The sequence below is a fragment of the Streptomyces acidicola genome, assembly GCF_009377235.1.
GTDB classification, from domain to species: Bacteria; Actinomycetota; Actinomycetes; order Streptomycetales; family Streptomycetaceae; genus Streptomyces; species Streptomyces acidicola.
Map to the genome: position 1 here is coordinate 17,866 of NZ_VMNX01000080.1, position 18,560 is coordinate 36,425.

An 18,560-nucleotide genomic window follows, 5' to 3' on the forward strand; every position below is an offset into this window, starting at 1 on the left:
ACCGGGGAATCCTCTGCCCCGGGCAAAGAATCCGTCACAGAGGCTCCCCGCCTGTGATGTTTGCGGGGGCGTGTGCGCTGGGTATGACGGGTCACCCATGTGACGGGTGTGCCCCAAGTGGCTTCTCCATAGGGGGACTTTTGAGTCGCCGTACGTCGCATGCCTACCAACCGCTGAGCCTGAAACGAAGAGCCTGGCTGACCCTGGGTGCCGTGGTCCTGGGGGGCGCGGGCGCGGTCACCTACGCCATCGCCGGCCCCTCGGACGAACCGGGCGCGCAGGGCAGGGCCAAGCGGCCGGTGAAGGTTCACGAGGTCGCCCTCAAGGGCACGGGCGGCAAGCGCGAACTGGCGCGCACCGACACCGAGGCGTTCTCCATGCTCGGCGTCTCGTGGACCGGCGCCTCGAAGCGGGTCGACGGAACCGCGCAGGTACGCGTGCGCAGCGCCGAGACCGGTGACTGGAGCGACTGGCAGAACCTGGAGGTCGACACGGACCCGCCGGAGGACGTCGAGTCCGGCATGCGCGGGGCCTCGGAGCCGCTGTGGGTGGGGCCGTCCGACGGTGTCGAGGTGCAGGTCGTCCGGAAGAACGGCAACACCAGCGCCGCACTTCCCAAGGGCCTCAGGGTCGACCTCGTCGACCCGGGTGTGGTGACGACCGCCGAGACCAAGTCGGTGGGCACCGAGATCGAACCGGCCGCGTTCGTGGCCGAGGACACGCCGTCGCCGACGGACCCGCCCACCGCGACGTCCACCGACACGCCCACGGAGACGGCCACCGCGCCCGACCCCACGGCAAGCGAGCCCGGCAGCACCGCTCCCGAGCCCACGGACCCCGTGTCGCCCAGCGACTCGGCCCCGGCGTCGCCCTCGGCCTCCGCGTCCCCCTCGCCGAGCCCGACCAAGCCGGTCGCTCCGCCGTCCACGGTCACCAAGCCCCCGGTCATCAGCCGGGCCGACTGGGGCGCGGTCGAGTCGAAGGTGGACGACCCGGCCGAGTACATCGACAAGATCAGCGCGGTCTTCGTGCACCACACGGTCGGCTCGAACAGCTACAGCTGTGCCCAGTCCGCCGCGTTGGTGCGGGGCATCATGGCGTACCACATCGACGCCAACGGCTGGAACGACCTCGGCTACAACTTCCTGGTCGACAAGTGCGGCCAGATCTTCGAGGGCCGCGCGGGCGGCGTCGACCTGCCGGTGCTCGGCGCGCACACGTACGGCTTCAACAGCTACTCGACCGGTATCGCCGTCCTCGGTGACTTCGAGGGCGACGCGGCCAAGGGCATCCCGGCGGGCAAGCCGAGCCGGGCCGCCCAGGAGTCGGTGGCCCGCCTCGCGGCCTGGAAGCTGGGGCAGTACGGCGGCAACCCGCAGGGCAAGGTCACGCTGACCGCCAAGGGTGACACCGGGGTGTGGAAGAACGGCCAGGCGGCCACCCTCAACACCATCTCCGGCCACCGCGACGCGTATGCGACCGAGTGCCCCGGCGCGAACCTGTACTCCAAGCTCGGTGAGATCCGCCGCTTCGCGGCGAGCCCCGGCGCCAGTTCGGCCGTCCCGACCGCCGACTTCAACCGTGACGGCATCACCGACCTGGTCGCCGGTGTGCCGAGGGCGTCCGGCAACGTCGGCAACGTCGTGATCATCCCGGGCGGAACGGACGGACCGGTCGCGGGCGCCAAGATGAAGCTCACCCAGTCCAGCCCGGGTGTGCCCGGCGACTCCAAGACCGGTGACGAGTTCGGCGCCGCCACCGCCTGGGGCGACATCAACGGTGACGGTTACGCCGACCTCGCCGTCGGTGTACCCGGCAAGGACGACACGTCCGGGAACGCCGACCGCGGCGCGGTCACGATCCTGTACGGCCCCGGCCTGAACAGCGGCACCTCGTACACCACGACCGGTGTGACGAGCAAGGGCGCCCGGCTCGGCACGGCCGTCACCGTCGGCGACTTCAACGCCGACGGCAAGGCCGACGTCTTCTCGGCCGGCACCGGCAACGGCGGCTCCTGGAACGTCAAGCTGACCGGCGGCGCCACCCAGTCCGGCAAGCTGACCACGGCCACCGGGTCCGTTGCCTACACCGACGCCGCGACCGGCGACTTCAACCGCGACGGCTACGCGGACGTGGCCCTCAACTACCGTGACCAGTCCGGCGTCGGCCGGGTCACCTGGTTCAAGGGCAGCGCCACCGGCCTCGTCAAGGTCAGCGTCCTGTCCATCAAGGGCGGCCGCTCCATCGCCGCGGGCGACGTCAACGGCAACGGCTACGACGACCTCGTGATCGGCCAGGCGTACACGTCGGAGTCCGGCGCGTACCGGGGCGGCCAGGTCACTGTGGTGCCCGGCACTTCGACGGGCTTCACCACGACCGGTATGAAGACCGTCCACCAGGACACCACCGGAGTACCGGGCGCGGCCCAGGACGGCGACGCGCTCGGCTGGTCCGTCTCGGCGGGCGACTACGACGGCGACGGCTACGCGGACGTCCTCGCGGGCGCCCCCAACAAGGACATCACCCGCAGCGGCGCGAACCAGGCGAACGCCGGTACGACCCTGCTGTTCAAGGGCACCTCCTCCGGCCTGACCGGCACCGGTGCTCTGGCGTTCCACCAGGACACCACCGGTATCACCGGCTGGACGGAGCCGAACGACAAGCTCGGGTCCTCCGTCGTCCTGCAGGACCTGTCCGGCTGGGGCCGCGCCGATCTCGCCATCGGAGTGGAGGGCGAGAACGACTACGACGGCACGATCCTCCAGCTCGACAGCGGCAGCAAGGGCGTCAACACGAGCGGCGGCGTCTACTACGGCCGCGACACCCTGGGCACGCCCGCGGGTGCCCGCCTGGGCCAGGCCCTGACGCCGTAAGAAGACAGGGAGACAGGGAGACGGGGAGGCCCGTCCTCCCGTGACAGCGACCGGCCAGGGCGTTCACGCCCTGGCCGGTCTCCGTGTTCCCGGACCCCCGTCCCGGACCCCCTTCCTGGACACCCCTTGCGGCCGGAGGGGCTGGCGCCTAACTTGAAACTGACGGATCGTCAGATAACTCTCGGTGCGCACAGGGAGGGGTACGGGATGGTCGGCAAGGAGGTCCGCAGGGAGGTCGGCAAGGGGGTCGGCGAGGACGGTGGTACCGGGGAACTGCCCAGGGTGATCAGCGTGGACGACCACGTGATCGAGCCCGCGCACCTCTTCGAGACATGGCTGCCGGCCAAGTACCGGGACAGGGGGCCGAAGCCCCTCACCGCCGGGATCGGCGAACTCCAGTACATCGGCGGGAAGTACCGGATCACCACCGACCCCGACGGCCCGATCACCGACTGGTGGGAGTACGAGGGCACCCTCTTCCCGTACAAGCGCATCATCGCGGCCGTCGGTTTCTCCCGGGACGAGATGACCCTCGACGGGATCACCCGCGAGCAGATGCGGCGCGGCTGCTGGGACCCGAAGGCCCGGCTGGAGGACATGGACATCAACCATGTCGAGGCCTCGCTGTGCTTCCCGACGTTCCCGCGGTTCTGCGGGCAGACCTTCGCGGAGGCCAAGGACAAGGAGGTCGGCCTCGCGTGCGTCCGCGCCTACAACGACTGGATGGTCGAGGAGTGGTGCGGCGACACCGGCGGGCGGCTGATCCCGCTGTGCCTCATCCCTCTGTGGGACGTCGAGCTGGCCGTCGAGGAGATCCGGCGCAACGCGGCCCGCGGCGTACGGGCGGTGACGTTCAGTGAGATCCCCACGTACCTCGGGCTGCCGTCGATCCACTCCGGCTACTGGGACCCGTTCTTCGCGGCGTGCGAGGAGACCGGGACGGTCGTCAACATGCACATCGGCAGCAGCTCACAGATGCCGGCTGCCTCCCCCGACGCACCGCCCGCCGTGCAGGCCTCGCTGAGCTTCAACAACGCGATGGCCTCGATGATGGACTTCCTCTTCTCCGGCGTCCTCGTGAAGTTCCCGCGCCTCAAACTGGCGTACAGCGAGGGGCAGATGGGCTGGATTCCGTACGCCCTGGAGCGCGCCGACGACGTCTGGGAGGAGCACCGCGCCTGGGGCGGGGTCAGGGACCTGATCCCGGAGCCGCCGTCGACGTACTACTACCGGCAGATCTTCTGCTGCTTCTTCCGCGACAAGCACGGCATCGAGGCGATCGAGACCGTCGGCGTGGACAACGCGACCTTCGAGACGGACTACCCCCACGTCGACTCGACATGGCCGGAGACGAAGAAGGTGGCGGCTGAGCACGTGGCCGGACTCCCCGACGACGTGACGTACAAGCTGCTGCGGGGGAACGCCATCCGGATGCTGGATCTGGCCTTTGACCAGGGAAAATAGTCTGACCAGGGGGAAATTTCGCAGGGGAAATGGTCGCACTCACCACCTTTCCAGGGATGTGGTGAAGACCAGTTCCGTGCGGTCGCCGGGCAGGGTGATGTCGGTGATGTCCACCGCGCGGTCCTGGGTGTCGTACGACGTCTTGCGGAGCACGAGCACCGACGCCCCCGGCGGCAACTCCAGTACCCGCGCCTCCTCCGGTGTCGGCGGGCGGGCCGTGACGCGCTCCTCGACGCGGTCCACCTCGATGCCGACCGTGAAGAGCTGGCTCTGGGTGCCGCCGGGCCATGGCTCCTTGCCGTCGTCCAGCAGGTCGGGGTTCCCCGCGAGCATGTCGCGGACGAGATAGGAGGTCACGAGGCCGAAGGGGGCGCTCTCGGTGGCGCATCGTGTCCGGTAGGTGCGCTCGACGAGTGCCGTGCCCTCCGGGACGCCGAACAACTCCGCCAGTTCCCCGGGCGCCCCGGTCTCGCGGTACTTCGCGGAGAAGACGAGGTCGCCGGTGCCGAGGCCGGTGTCGCGCTCCGTGGCTCCGCTCTCGGCCCGCTCGGGCTTCGGCCGGCGCGCCCGGTTCTTCTCCCACTGGTGGCGGCTGTTGTCGCGGACCGCCGGTGTGCGGGGGCGACGGAAGCCGTCCCCGATCACTTCGTACGGCTTCGGCACGGGTGCTCACCGATCCCTCATGGGGCCTGTCCTGCGCCTACCAGCATCAGCGTACGACTCCCGCGGAGGTCCCGCCGTCCGAGCGTGAGCCCGTAGGAATCGAGCGTGAGCCCGTAGGAATACTGACGGGGACGGTGACCCCGGAAAGGCCCTCATGAACAAGATCATCTCGATCGTCACGCCGGTCCATGGACAGGGAGCGAGGTTCCTCTCGGAGGCGTACACATCTCTGCGCTCCCAGAACCTTCCTGACGGATGGTCATGGGAGTGGTGTGTGCAGGAGGACGGAAGCGACGTCCATGCCTCCGCGTATCTACCGGAGAACGATCCGCGCATCCGGATCTCCGCGTCTCGGCAAGGCGGCCCCCACGTGGCGCGGACCTTGGCGTTCGCCCGGTCAACTGGTGTGTACGTGAAGAACCTGGACGCCGACGACCAACTCGCCGCCGGAGCTCTCGGGCGCGACATCGCCGTGCTGGAGGAGCACCCTGCGGTGGGCTGGACCACGTCCCGGGCGGTCGACCTCCTCGAGGACGGCAGCACCGTCTCCTTCGACGGCGATCCGGAACCCGGCCGGCTCCCGCGAGGTACCGCGTACGGATTCTGGGCCGAGCACCGCCGGCCCCGGACCCATCCCGCCACGCTGTGTGTCCGGCGCCCTCTCCTGGCGCTGCTGGGCGGCTGGATGGCCCTGCCGGCCTCCGGTGACACGGGCCTGCTGCTCGGACTCGACGCGCTGGCGGACGGATGGTTCATCGGAGACACCGGCCTCGTGTACCGCAAGCATCCGGGGCAGATCACCACGCACCCGAATCACCGGGCCGGGGCGGAATGGGAGGCCCGGATGTCCTTGATCCAGGAGCACGCCAACGCCCTTCGCGCGTGGTCCGGCCTCGCGACCGATCCCTCAACTGCCCAGTCAGGTGCGGAAAGTTGGGAGGAGCTCGACACGAAAGAACCCGATCGCTGGCGACGGGGGATGCACCAGCGATCGGGCTATGAACAAGCGTAACAAGGCTGCTGGTCCGACGGGAGCCCACCGCCCGGCTGCACCGAGGACTTGTGATCGGGATCACTTGACGCCGTTCGCCATGGTGGCAACAGAAAGCTCACGCTCCGTTACTGGTCGCACGGGGGCTCGTACGACAACCGGGGTAGGTACTCGTGCCATTTCTCCGGTGTCAGAACACCCCGTGTGGTCGCGCAAATACGGCGAATGGCGTCGTCGGCGTCCAGATTCCACAGCCGGACGGTATCGGTTCCGCTGGATATGCCGAGCATGTGGCTTTTGGGGTTGAATGACAGGAAATTGCCTGTCCTGGCGTTCGGGCTCATCGACCGGCCTATGGGAGCGGCCTCGGCGGGGTCGGCGACGTCCCACAGCCGGACCGTGTTGTCGTTGCCGCCGCTCGCCAGTGTGTGCCCGTCCGGGCTGTACGTCAGCGACACGACCGCTTCGGTGTGGCCGGTGAGGGGGGAGCCCAGCCGGGTCGCCTCGGCGGGGTCGGCGACATTCCAGAGCCGGACCGTGTCGTCGTCGCCGCCACTGGCCAGCGTATGGCCGTCCGGACTGTAGGCCAGCGCGTTGACGGGTCCGGCGTGCCATCTGAGCGGTGAGCCGATCGGCGTCGTGTGCGACGGGTCGGTCACGTTCCACAGCCGGATGGTGCCGTCCGCGCTGCCGCTGGCGAGCGTGTGCGCGTCCGGACTGAAGGCGAGGGAGTTGATGTAGCCCTTGTGGCCGGTGAGCGGTGCGCCGTACGGCACGACGCGGGACGGGTCGCCGACGTCCCACAACTGGAAGGTGCGGTCGGAGTAGGCGGTGGCCAGCGTGCGCCCGTCCGGGCTGAACGCCAGCGAGTCGGGGCCCATGAACCGTGTCCGCAGTGCGATGGGCGGCCCGTGGGCGACCGGCCGGGCCGGGTCGGTGACGTTCCACAGGTACACCGTCCGGTCTCCCGTGAGCACCGCGAGGGTGCGGCCGTCGGGGGAGAACACCATCTCCTGGCCGCCTTCCGCGCGCATGAACGGTCTGCTCAGCGGCACGGGCCGGCCGGGAGCCCCCACGTCCCACAGCCGGACCCCGCCGTCGCGCGCGGCCGTGGCGAGCACCCGCCCGTCCGGGCGGAACTCCCCGCTCCGGCCGATCATGTCCGACCCCGGTATCGACCACAGCCGGACCTTGCTGTCGCCGCTTCCCGTGGCGAGGGTCCGGCCGTCGGGGCTGAAGCCCAGGGCGTACATCTCGCCGCTGCTGCCCGCGAGGGGCTCGCCGACCCGCGACGGGTACTCCGGATCGCTCACGTTCCACAGGCTCGCCGTGCTGTCCGCGCTGGCGGCGGCGAGCTGCTCACCGTTCGGGCTGAAGGCCACGGACCAGATGGGACCGGTGTGGCCGGTGAGGGGAGAGCCGATCGGGGTGGTGTGTGCCGGGTCTGTCACGTCCCACAGCCGGACGGTGTCGTCCGCGCTGCCGCTGGCGAGGGTGCGTCCGTCGGGTCGGAAGGCCACGGAGTGGACCAGGTCCGTGTGCCCGGTGAGGGGCGAGCCGATGGGTGTGGTCTGTGCCGGGTCGGTGACGTCCCACAGCCGGACGGTGTCGTCGTCGCCTCCCGTCGCCAGCATGCGTCCGTCCGGGCTGAACGCGACGGACCGTACGGCGGCGGTGTGGCCGGTCAGCGTGTCGAGCGGCTTCGGCCGGCTGGGGTCGGCCACGTTCCACAGGCGTACGGTGCGGTCCTCGCCGACGGAGGCCAAGGTCCGTCCGTCCGGGCTGAAGGCGATCAGGTAGATCGTGCCCTTGTGGTCGGTCAGGGGCTCACCGAGCCGGGTCGGGCGCCGGGGGTTCCGTACGTTCCACAACCGGATCGTGCCGTCGTCTCCCCCGCTGGCGAGGGTGTGGCCGTCCGGGCTGAAGACCGCGCTGCTCACCCAACTCGTGTGGTCGGTGAGGGGCTTGCCGAGCTCTGTGGGGCGGCCCCGGTCGCTCACGTCCCACAGGCGGACGGTCCGGTCGTAGCTGGCGGTGGCGAGGGTCCTGCCGTTCGGGCTGAACGAGGTGAGATAGACGGCGCCGGTGTGGCCGAGCAGGGGCGTGGCCAGCGGCGCGTTCACGATCGAGATCAGCCGGTTGCCGGCGTCCGCGTCGTCCGGGCGCAGCCGGTGTGCCACCAGGGAGAGTTGGGCGGACAGCGACGGGTCCTTGGACTGGGCGCGGTCGGCCTCGGCCATCACCTGCTCGAACACCGCTTCGTTGCGCTGCTGCCACGCGACGACCGCCGCGCCGACGGCCAGGATCGCCAGGGCGACCAGGGCCGCCACCGCGCTCCGGCTGATCCGCACCGTGCGCCTGCGCAGCCTGACCGAGGCGGCCAGGAACTCCACCGCGCTGCGGGTCAGGAACGTGTCTCCCGCATCCCGGGCGGAGGTCGCCCAGGTGTGGGCCTGCTCCAGCCGCGAACCCCGGTAGAGCAGCGACGAGTCGCGGTTCGAGCCCTCCCAGGCCCTGCCGTCCTCCTCCAGCCGCTGCCGCAGCAGGTTGCCGTTCCGGTCCTCGTCGATCCAGTCGCGCAGCCGCGGCCAGGCGTGGAGCAGCGCTTCGTGGGTGATCTCCACGGTCTCCGCGTCGAGCGTCACCAGCCGGGCGCGCACCAGCGCTTCGAGCGACTCCTCCGTCTTGCCCGGGTTCGCCGACTCCTGAGCCAGTTGGCGCCGGGTGCCCCGTCTGCGGGTGGCCGGGGTGTCCTCGCCCAGCCGAACCAGCCTGAGCAGGAGCAGCCTCGTGGCCGTACGCGCCGCCGGGTCGAGCCCGGACCAGGCCCGCTCGGCGGTCGCCGCCACGGCTCCCTGGATGCCGCCCGCCGCGCGGTAGCCGGTCAGCGTCAGCCGTCCCGCCTTGCGCCGCTGCCAGGTGGCGAGCAGGGCGTGGGAGAGCAGCGGCAGCACCCCCGCGTGTTGCGCCCCGCGCGGACCGTCGGCGCTCACCTCCCGGACGATCAGCTCCGCAAGGCCAGGTTCGAGCTCCAGCCCCACGGCCTTGGCCGGCCCGGTCACCGCCTCGCGCAATTCCGCGGTGGTGAGCGGCCCGAGCACCATGTGCCGGTGCTGCAACGCGTCGGCCAGTTCGGGGTATCCGAGGCACTGCTCGTAGAAGTCGGCTCGTATGCCGAGGACTACGAGGACGGGAGTTGTGGCGTCCGGTTCGGCGGGTGTGCAGGCGGCGTGGAGGATCTGGATGAAGGCGCGTCGGCTCGCCTCGTCGGAGCAGAGGGTGAACGCTTCCTCGAACTGGTCCACGATGACAACCGGACGCGCGGCGGAGCGGGCGTTCCGGTGCGCCCATGCGGTGACGGCTTTCCGGACGGCGCGGGCGAACTGGGGCGTACCGGGCTCTGGTGCCGTGGATGGCCCGGATGGCCCGGATGGCCCGGATGGCCCGGATGGCGCGGACGCGGATGTCAGGTGGGCGAGTTCGGGGATTCGGTGGGTCAGCTCCCCAAGGGGGTCGGCTCCCGGCACGAGTTGGAGAACGTGCCTCGCGCGGCCGTCGTCGTCCTCCGTGTCCTCGTCCAGCGCGCCGTTCTGCAACGCGGGAACCAGACCGGCGTTCAGCAGGGACGACTTCCCCGCCCCCGAGGCGCCGACGAGCATGATCAGGCCGCCGGGTTCCTCCGTCGCGCGAAGCTGAGCCACGAGGGCGTCCGTGCTTCGCTCCCGGCCGAAGAACCACCGGGCGTCCTGCTGACGGTACGAAGCCAGCCCCCGGTACGGGCACACCACCCCCGGAACGACCGGAGTTGCGCGCGATGCGGGTTCCTTCCCGCTCTCCCCTTTATCTCCCTTGCCCCTCTTCCCTCCCCTCTCGCCCTTTCTTCCGTCTTCGCTCTCCCCCTCCTCCGTGGAGGTCGCGGAGGGGTCCCCCACCGGGTCGGCGAGCGCGCGCTCCCACAGGTGCTGCCACTGGGTCAGGTCGTACAGGCCCGGGGAGACGGGGGCGGGCTGCTGGCGCCGTGCCTGGGGGATCAGGATGTGCAGTACCGCCGCGAGAGCGGTGAAGTGGGCGGGCACGTTCTTGGCCCGTCGCCAGTCGCTGATCCGCTGGGCGGACACCCGTACGGGGCGCCCTCGTTCGTCGACCCGCTGAAGCCGGACGACCGCCTCGGCCACGCTCTTGAGCGGAGGGTTACCGGCCTCCTTGTAGAGCAGTGCGAGACGTTCCGCGAAGGCCGTGCGCGCCCCCGAGTCGGAACTCAAGGTCTCCACTCCTCACTTCCCCTCGTTGCCCCGCGCCTGGGCATCCGGACCGGAAAACTCACTTTATACGGCTGACCTGCGGCTAAGTCATGGCACCGGTACCGGAACCTCCTCCGGAGGAGCCATAGCTGGAAGGATCACGACGCAGGAACGAACCAATCGCGCGGCGCCCGGACAGGCCATCAGCTCACGCTCGGAGACACAACATGACGCCGCATGTTCTCGGCCATCTTCTGTCGGAGTCACGGGACGGCGGCGACGGTCTCGCCATGTGAGCCAGGGAGATCCGTGGAGTCGGTCCCCAGCGGACCGCGATCGCGTCGACCACGGATCCGCCTGTTCTCGATCCGCATCAGCCGGCACGACGCGGATCGAGGCTCGTACTGTTCGGCACCGGTCCCCACGAGGGGAGGGACCGGCGCCGAACGACGCGGTGATGGGGAAGGGCGCGGCGGGCCACTGGCCGGTGCGCCGGCCAGTACGGCCGCCTGTTCGTGCAGCGAGGGCGTGCAGCCGGTGCGTGCCAGTGGCCGCCGGTGAGAGCCTGCCCGGCTCTCGGTTTCTTCTACGGTGAGCTCGCCGCCGGATATTCCAGGACTTGTCGTCCCCGGTCGCCGCTCACCTGTGGCCGATACGGGTCGGTGCCGGCGTGCAGGTGCGCCGGTCAGTCGCGGGAGTTGCCGAACAGCAGGCGGTAGCCGATGAGCAGCACCAGGGAGCCGCCGATCGCCGCGCCCCAGGTGTAGAGGTCGAAGAACTCGTTCTCCACCGGGCGGTCGAGGAAGCGGGCGGAGAGCCAGCCGCCGATGAAGGCGCCCGCGATGCCGATGAGGGTGGTGCCGATCAGTCCACCCGGGTCGCGGCCGGGCAGCAGGATCTTGGCGATGGCTCCGGCGAGCAGGCCGAGGATGATCCAGCTGATGATGCCCACGTTGTGGTCCTCCAGTCAGGTCGGGCCGGGCGGGGTCGCCGGAAACCGACACTATGAGTTGCCTGATTGCGCAAGTCTATGAATAGCTTTGGAGTTGTGGCGAGGGCTGCCGGCTGCTGACGACGAGCCGTTGAGGTTCTGTCACATGCTTATGACATTGCGCAAGCCGGGAACTGGAAGGGGCTGAGGTCGCGTTGAGCACGACGATCGCGGGAAGCGTGAGCGGTTGCGGAGGACCTGCATGAGCGTGTCCCTGACCAAGGGCGGCAATGTGTCGCTGAGCAAGCAGGCCCCGGGCCTGACTGCCGTGACGGTCGGGCTGGGCTGGCAGGCGAACACCGGCTACGACCTGGACGCCAGCGCGCTGCTCTGCGACCAGTCGGGGAAGGTGCTGTCCGATGAGCACTTCGTCTTCTTCAACAACCTGACCAGCCCGGACGGGTCGGTCCGCCACTCCGGCGGCGGAAGCCCCGTCGGCGGCGACGACCAGCGGATCCACGTCGACCTCACCCGGGTCCCGAGCGACGTGGCGAAGATCGTCTTCCCGGTGTCCCTCTACGAGGGCGCGTCCCGTGGCCAGAGCTTCGGACAGGTGCACCGCGCCCACATCCGCGTCCTCGACCGTGAGGGCAACGCCGAACTGACCCGCTTCGACCTCGCGTCCGGCGACCTGTCGAGCGAGACGGCGCTGGTCTTCGGCGAGCTGTACCGGCACGGCGCGGAGTGGAAGTTCCGCGCTGTCGGCCAGGGCTACGCCTCCGGGCTCGCGGGCATCGCCGCCGACTACGGCGTGGACGTCCTGCGCGAGTCGGTGCCGAGCCCGGCGCCCGCTGCCTCGCCGAAGGTGAGCAGCACCGGCTCGTACATGCCGCCCGCGCCCGCATCGGCACCCACGCCTGCACCCGCACCCGCGCCCGTCGTGCCGACACCGACGATCGTCTCCTCGCCCGCGCCCACGTTTGCCGCATCACCCCGACCCACAGGGAGTTCCCCCGTGACCTGCTTCTTCGACCCCAGCCACGGCCCCGGCACGACGACGGTGACGTGGTCCCCGCAGTGGGGCGTGCCCCGGCCGACCCAGACGTGCGCCGGATGCGCGCAGCGGGTGCAGACCACCGCGCCGCCGTTCTACACGCCGCCCCAGCAGGGGTATCCGCAGGGAGCGCCGCAGGGGTATCCGCAGCAGGGGTACGGGCAGCCGTACGGAGACCACCACCACGACCACCAGCAGCAGGACGGCGGGCGCCGCTTCGGCACCGGCGCGCTCATCGGCGCCGGGGCGGCCGGTCTGGTCGGTGGCGCGCTGCTGAACGAGGCGTTCAGCGACGACGAACCGGAAGTGGTGGTCAACAACTACTACGAGGAGGAGTAGAGGGGGAGTAGAGGAGTAGTGGACGAGGGGCCCCGAACCACCGGGCCGACTGCGGGCAGGGGCGCCGGAACCGCCACCTACACTGGGACAGCGCGCGTGCGTTGACAGTGATCAGGGTGATCAGGACGGGACGGGAGAGGACTGTGGCGGCAGACGCTGGTGGCTTCGACGATCCGTCCGCCGAGGTTCTGGCGGAGGCGGCCGCGTCGTTCGGTCTGCTCGCCTCGTCGGCACGGCTGCACCTGATGTGGGCACTGTCCCAGGGTGAGAGCGATGTCACGCACCTCGCCGACCGGGTGGGCGGTGCGCTGCCCGCGGTCAGCCAGCACCTGGCGAAGCTGAAGCTCGCCGGGCTGGTGCGCTCACGCCGTGAGGGCCGACGGCAGGTCTACTACGTCGACGATCCCGACATCGTGACCGTGGTGCGGGTGATGGTCGGGCAGCTGACCGCGCGCTCGCAGCATGCCTCCGTGTCGGTACGCCGACTGTACGAGACCGGTGGCTGAGACCACCGAGGCCGCGGGGCGGGACGCCGAGATGTCCGGCCCTGTGGCCGTATCGGCACCTGTGGCCGTGGGCGTACCGGCGCCCGGCGGCGGCCAGGGGGGTGCCGGTATCGGTGCCGCGGGGACTCGTCCGGGACCCGTGGTGCCGACCGCGGTGCCGACCGTGCTGGAGGTGTTGCGCCGGCTGGACAGCGGTCCGCGCGGTCTGACCGAGGCGCAGGCCGAGGAGCGGCTGGCCCGCCTGGGCGAGAACACGGTTCCGGCCCGGCGGGAAGCCTCCTGGCCGCGGCTGTTCGTCCGCAGTCTGCGAGATCCGTTCACCGCGGTGCTGGGGTGCCTCGGACTGGTGTCGGCAGCCGTCTTCGCCTGGGGGACGGCCCTGGTGATCCTCTTCCTCGTCGTGGTCAGCTGCGTGCTGCGCGCGTCCGGGGAACACCGGGCCGACCGTTCCATGGCCGGGCTGCGCGAGCTGGTCGCCACCACCGCCACCGTGCTGCGGCGCGCGGACGACGAGGACGTGGCGCCGACGGCCCGCGAGGTCCCCGTGAGCGAGCTGGTACCCGGCGATGTGGTCCGCCTCGGTCCGGGCGACATGGTCCCGGCAGACGTACGACTGCTGCGCGCGAGCGGCCTGGCAGTGCACCAGGCCGCGCTGACGGGAGAGTCGGCTCCGGCCGGGAAGAACGCCGACGACGTCCCTCCCGGTTCCGCCGGCCTCGGTTCCGACAGCGGACTGTTCGAGGAGCCGCAGCTGTGCTTCCAGGGCAGCAGCGTCGCCTCCGGCAGCGCCACCGCGATCGTCACCGCGACCGGCGCGCACACCCGGTTCGCCACCGCCCACGGCAGCGGCAGCGGCACCGGCCGACCGGAGGCGAGCGCCTTCGACCGTTCCGTGCAGGGCATCTCCTGGATTCTGATCCGGTTCATGCTGATCACCCCGCCGCTGGTCCTCATGGCCAACGCGGCGCTGCGCGGGCGCGGCCTGGAGACGCTGCCGTTCGCCGTCGCCGTGGCGGTCGGACTGACGCCGGAGATGCTGCCGGTTCTCGTCACCACCTGCCTGGCCCGCGGGGCCTCGCTGCTGGCCCGCGCCCACGGTGTGATCGTCAAACGGCTGCCCGTGCTGCACGACGTCGGCGCCGTGGACGTGCTGTGCCTGGACAAGACCGGCACCCTCACGCAGGACCGTCCGGTCGTCGACCGCGCTCTCGGCCCGGACGGCCAGGACGATCCCGAGGTCCTGCACTGGGCCGCAGTGAACGCCTGGTGGACCCTGCAACTCGCCGACCTTCCCGAGCCCGACGCCCTCGACGAGGCGATACTGGACGCGGCCGACGAGGACGAGCTCATGGCGTACGACGGGACGGCGGCCATCCCGTTCGACCCGGTCCGCCGCCTCGCCACCGCCGTCGTCCGCACCCCCGGCCGTCTCGGCGTACACACCCTGGTCGTCAAGGGGGACGTCGAAGCCGTCATCGAGCGCTGCGCACTCGCCGAGGACGAGCGCGAACGGCTGCGCGGCCTCGCCGCCCGGCAGGCCGAGGGCGGCCTGCGCGTCCTGGCGGTCGCCACCGCCGAACGCCCGGCGCGCACCCGCGCCTACACCCCGGCCGACGAACGCGGCCTCACCTTCCGCGGCCTGGTCACCCTGCGGGACGCCCTCGCCCCCACCGCCGCCGACGCGCTGAACGTCCTCACCGACCAGGGCGTCACCGTCAAGATCCTCACCGGCGACCACCCCGGCACCGCCGCCCGCGCCTGCCGCGACCTCGGCATCCCCGTCGCCGAGGACGCCCTGCTCACCGCCGACCGCATCGACGGCCTCACCGACGCCGAACTCGCCGCACTGGCCCGCCGCACGACCGTCTTCGCCCGCTGCACCCCCGAACACAAGGCCCGCATCACCACCGTGCTGCGGACCGCCGGGCACACCGTGGGCTTCCTCGGCGACGGCGTCAACGATCTGCCCGCCCTGCGTGCCGCCGACGTCGGCATCGCCCCGCGCGACGCCGCCGACGTGGTCCGTGAGGGCGCCGACGTGGTGCTCGCCGAGAAGGACCTCACCTCGATCGCCCACGCCATCGGCGCGGGCCGGCACGCGGGCGGCAACATCGCCACGTACCTGCGCGCCACGCTGTCCTCGAACCTCGGCAACGTCATCGCGATGCTCGGCGCGGGCCTGCTCCTGCCGTTCCTGCCGATGCTCCCGGCCCAGGTCCTGCTGCAGAACCTGTGCTTCGACGCGGCCCAGCTCGCCTTCGCCTACGACCGCCCGGACCCCTCGGTGCTGCGCCGCCCGACGGCGTTGCGCCCACGCGACCTGCTGCGCTTCATCACCGGCTTCGGCATGCTCAACGCCGTCGCCGACCTGGCCACGTTCGGCGCCCTCGCGCTCGCGCTGCACGGTCCGGGCACGGGCGACGACGAGGCGGTGTTCCACTCCGGCTGGTTCACCGAGAACCTGCTCACCCAGGCCCTGGTGATGCTGCTGCTGCGGATCGGCCTCCCCCGAGCTCTCGGCTTCGCGCGAGCAGGGGGGACCCTCGTCACCGCCGGGGGGCGCGGGCGGGGCCCGGTCGTCTGGGCCGCAGGCGCGCTGGCCGCCATCGGGCTGCTGCTGCCGCCGTCACCGCTCGGGCCGCTGCTCGGCCTGACCCCGCTTCCGGCGGCGTACTACCTGATGCTCACCGCCGTTCTCGCGCTGTACGCCGTCGGGCTCCTGGCTGCCAGGAGGCGTTACGAGCGACGGCGTGCGGAACGCGGCGCGGCGGCGTGGTGAGGCACGGCGGGGTAGAGCGTGGTGAGGCGTGGGCGTGGTGAGTCGTGATCGGCACGGCGGCCGGTCAGCCGCCGGATCCGTACGACAGGTCGGAGCACAGGTCGTCGTCCGCCGATCGGGCGCCGTCGGCCACCGAGCCGGGGACGGCGCCCGGCGACGCCGGGGCGGAGGCACCGGCCGCGGAGGCACCGGCACCGGTGTAGGAGGCGCCGACGACCACGTTGACGACCGAGCCGTCGATGGCCTCCAGGCGGGCGCCGGGGAAGAGCTCGGCGACCGTCTCGGCCCGGCTCCGCAGGCCCGGCCCGTACTGGATGACCGTGGTGGCGTGCTGCTGGCTGCTCGCGTTGGCGGTGCCGGTGACGGTGAAGCCGTGCTCGGTGAGCGCGGCGGCGGCCTCGGAGGCCAGGCCGCCGGTGGTGGTGCCGTTGTAGACGGCGACTGCGGCACCATCCCCGGAGACGTTCCCGGAGTCGTTCCCGGCCGGGGTCGGTGACGCGGCGGCGGACGCCGCGGGGGCGCTGTCCTTGCTCTTCTTTCCGCTGGCGTCCTTGCCGTCGATGGTGCGGTCGGCCTTCAGCGTGGCCCACAGGTCGGAGGCGTCCGGCTCGACGACCGCGACGCGCGAACCCTCGTAGCGCCAGGGGATGGTCACGAACTTGGTGTTGTGCAGATCTATGTCCTTCAGCGACATGGCGAAGGAGATCAGCTTGTCCGCCGTGCCGAGTCCGGGGTCGACGGTCATGGACTCGGTGGCGGCGGTGGCGAGCGGCAGCAGCTTGGTCGGGGTGAGCCCGTCGCTCTTGATCTTCTTGAGGAGGCTGGAGACGAAGGCCTGCTGGCGTTTGATCCGGCCTATGTCGGAGCCGTCGCCGATGCCGTGCCGGAGGCGGACGTAGTCCAGGGCCTTCTGGCCGGACACGTTCTGCTCGCCCTCCTTGAAGATCAGCTCGCCCTTGGTGGTGCGGTTGGGGTTGAGGTCCCCCTGGTAGATGTCGCCCGGGACGCACACCTCCACCCCGCCGACCACGTCCGTCAACGCCGCGAAGCCCTTGAAGTCGACGACGACCGTGTGGTCGACGCGCAGCCCGGTGAGCTCCTCCACCGTGTTCTGGGTGCAGGCCGGGTTGCCCTTCGCGGTCTGCCCGACCGAGAAGGCCGCGTTGAACATGGTGTTGGGCTGGGTCGGGGTCCAGGTGCCGTCGGGCAGTTTGCAGGGCGGGATGGTGACCAGGGTGTCGCGCGGGACGGACACCGCGATCGCGTGCTTGCGGTCGGCGTAGATGTGCAGCAGGAACGCGGTGTCGGAGCGGCCGACGTCGTCCTTGCTGCCGCCGCCCAGCGCGCTGTTGCCGCCGGTCCGCGCGTCCGAGCCGATGACCAGGACGTTCTCGCCCTTGGACGAGCCGGCGTCGGGGCGGTTCCTGGACAGGCCGTCCCCGTCGAAGGTGGCGATGTCGCCGTTGAGCTTCAGGTAGATCCAGCCCAGGCCGGCCGTGCCGAGCACCGCCAGGGCCAGCGCGACGAGCAGTGCCGTCCGCAGTGGGCCGCGATTGCGGCGCTGTGCCGCGCGGCCACCGCGCGCCCTGCCACGGCGGGGCGGCTCCGCCCGGCGCCGGCGGCGCGAAGGAGTGGTCTGCTCGCTGGTGGTGGTCATCGGCGCGCCCTCATCCGTCCGACTCGTACGGAAGGGACGAACTGACCTCATCCCATGAGTTGTACAGTTGCGCAATATAGCAATGGTGCAATGATGCCAGACGCTGCGCGCCGCCCGGTGCGTACCGCTGGCCGGTGAAGAGGAGGGGTGGGTGGGATGCTCCACAACGGACTTGCGCCCTGGCATCTGCTGATCGTGGCGATCGTGATCATCGTGCTGTTCGGTTCGAAGAAGCTGCCCGAGGCCGCCCGTGGTCTGGGTAGATCGATGCGCATCCTCAAGAGCGAGGCCAAGGCCATGAAGGGGGACGAACCCGCGGGTCCGACGGGGAGTGTGTCCGCCGGGACTGCCGAGCCTGGGCCCCGGGTCGCCGGCGCCGCACCCGGGGAGACGGTGACGGCCCGCACGGCCGCCGGGGACGACCTGGCCCGCCCGTGACCGGCGACGATCACGTCCGCTGATTACCCCCGGCTCGGCCGCCGGGGGTGATCACGCCCTTTGGGCACCGCCGCCCGTCCCGCACCTCAGGGGCTGGCGATGTCGTAGCCGTAGCGCAGCGGTTCGCTGGTCACGGCGTAGTCGCGGCGGTAGACGTACACCCCTTCCGCGCGCACGCCGTGCGGTGCGGCCTCCGTCTGGCAGGCATACGTCACCTGGATCACGCGCGGCCGGTCGACGACCGTCATTCGCAGTCCGTCCGCGGGTCCCCCGTCGAGGACCGCGGCCTCCGGTCCCGTCGCGTCGGTTGTCTTCTCCATGGCGACATTTTAAAGGTTGCGCAAGTGTCTGGATTTCGTGAGGCGGGTCACGATTGCCGGGCTGCCGTCGGGGCGCGTCCTGTGGATGTTCGGGCCGCGTGTTCTTCGTCTGGGGTTGCGGACTGCTGGCGGCTGACTGTGCACGGGCGTGTTCTGGTGCGCATGAGTGAGTGTCCGGGCTGCGTCACGTGCAGGCCGGGGAGGAGAACAGAAGTTTCTCTCTCGAATAGGTGACCTTTTCCAGTGGCGGTCGTTGGGTCGGGCGGGGGGTTCTTCGACTGACGCGGGCACGGGGGTGAAGGGG

At 70.9% G+C, this 18,560-nt stretch carries 12 protein-coding genes; 7 read left to right on the forward strand and 5 right to left on the reverse strand.

Going from position 1 to position 18,560, the window contains the following annotated elements; translation table 11 throughout:
* Positions 1-83 precede the first annotated feature (83 nt).
* On the forward strand, positions 84-2,873 hold the full coding sequence (locus tag FPZ41_RS21480; protein WP_152864965.1) for an FG-GAP-like repeat-containing protein: 2,790 nt from the start codon (positions 84-86) through the stop codon (positions 2,871-2,873).
* Positions 2,874-3,080: 207 nt separating this feature from the next.
* A complete protein-coding gene (locus tag FPZ41_RS21485) occupies positions 3,081-4,337 on the forward strand; it encodes an amidohydrolase family protein (protein ID WP_152864967.1) in 1,257 nt (418 codons plus the stop codon).
* 39 nt (positions 4,338-4,376) lie between these two features.
* On the opposite strand, the gene FPZ41_RS21490 is transcribed toward FPZ41_RS21485, so the two are convergent.
* Positions 4,377-5,000: a UTRA domain-containing protein gene (locus FPZ41_RS21490; RefSeq protein ID WP_322620537.1), complete on the reverse strand. Its 624-nt coding sequence runs from the start codon at positions 4,998-5,000 to the stop codon at positions 4,377-4,379.
* 154 nt (positions 5,001-5,154) lie between these two features.
* Between FPZ41_RS21490 and FPZ41_RS21495 the strand changes: the two genes are divergently transcribed.
* Positions 5,155-6,012, forward strand: coding sequence for a glycosyltransferase family 2 protein (locus tag FPZ41_RS21495; RefSeq protein WP_152864969.1), 858 nt, complete (start codon positions 5,155-5,157; stop codon positions 6,010-6,012).
* Between the two features lie 107 nt (positions 6,013-6,119).
* Here the strand turns inward: FPZ41_RS21495 and FPZ41_RS21500 are convergent, their stop codons facing one another.
* Complete coding sequence (locus FPZ41_RS21500; RefSeq protein ID WP_322620538.1) at positions 6,120-10,262, reverse strand: nSTAND1 domain-containing NTPase; 4,143 nt, start codon at positions 10,260-10,262, stop codon at positions 6,120-6,122.
* 655 nt (positions 10,263-10,917) lie between these two features.
* Entirely contained in the window at positions 10,918-11,184 is a 267-nt protein-coding gene (locus FPZ41_RS21505) for a GlsB/YeaQ/YmgE family stress response membrane protein (RefSeq protein ID WP_322620539.1), read from the reverse strand.
* A gap of 241 nt (positions 11,185-11,425) precedes the next feature.
* On the opposite strand from FPZ41_RS21505, the gene FPZ41_RS49910 reads away from it, so the two are divergent.
* The 3 genes from FPZ41_RS49910 to mgtA all read left to right on the forward strand — a co-directional run bounded on the left by FPZ41_RS49910 (position 11,426) and on the right by mgtA (position 15,841).
* A complete protein-coding gene (locus tag FPZ41_RS49910; RefSeq protein WP_152864975.1) occupies positions 11,426-12,556 on the forward strand; it encodes a TerD family protein in 1,131 nt (376 codons plus the stop codon).
* A 143-nt stretch (positions 12,557-12,699) separates the two neighbouring features.
* Entirely contained in the window at positions 12,700-13,062 is a 363-nt protein-coding gene (locus FPZ41_RS21515; protein ID WP_322620540.1) for an ArsR/SmtB family transcription factor, read from the forward strand.
* Positions 13,063-13,093: 31 nt separating this feature from the next.
* Positions 13,094-15,841 carry a magnesium-translocating P-type ATPase gene (gene mgtA, locus FPZ41_RS21520; RefSeq protein WP_152864999.1) on the forward strand — a complete coding sequence of 916 codons (2,748 nt, stop codon included), beginning with the start codon at positions 13,094-13,096 and terminating at the stop codon, positions 15,839-15,841.
* Positions 15,842-15,905: 64 nt separating this feature from the next.
* Here mgtA and FPZ41_RS21525 read toward each other — a convergent pair whose 3' ends face one another.
* Positions 15,906-17,498, reverse strand: coding sequence for an LCP family protein (locus FPZ41_RS21525; protein ID WP_152864979.1), 1,593 nt, complete (start codon positions 17,496-17,498; stop codon positions 15,906-15,908).
* Positions 17,499-17,654: 156 nt separating this feature from the next.
* On the opposite strand from FPZ41_RS21525, the gene tatA reads away from it, so the two are divergent.
* Positions 17,655-17,936, forward strand: coding sequence for a Sec-independent protein translocase subunit TatA (gene tatA, locus FPZ41_RS21530; protein ID WP_152864981.1), 282 nt, complete (start codon positions 17,655-17,657; stop codon positions 17,934-17,936).
* A gap of 86 nt (positions 17,937-18,022) precedes the next feature.
* Here tatA and FPZ41_RS21535 read toward each other — a convergent pair whose 3' ends face one another.
* The gene (locus FPZ41_RS21535) at positions 18,023-18,256 is read right to left on the reverse strand and encodes a hypothetical protein (protein WP_152864983.1); all 234 of its coding nucleotides are present in this window, start codon (positions 18,254-18,256) and stop codon (positions 18,023-18,025) included.
* Between the last annotated feature and the right edge of the window lie 304 nt (positions 18,257-18,560).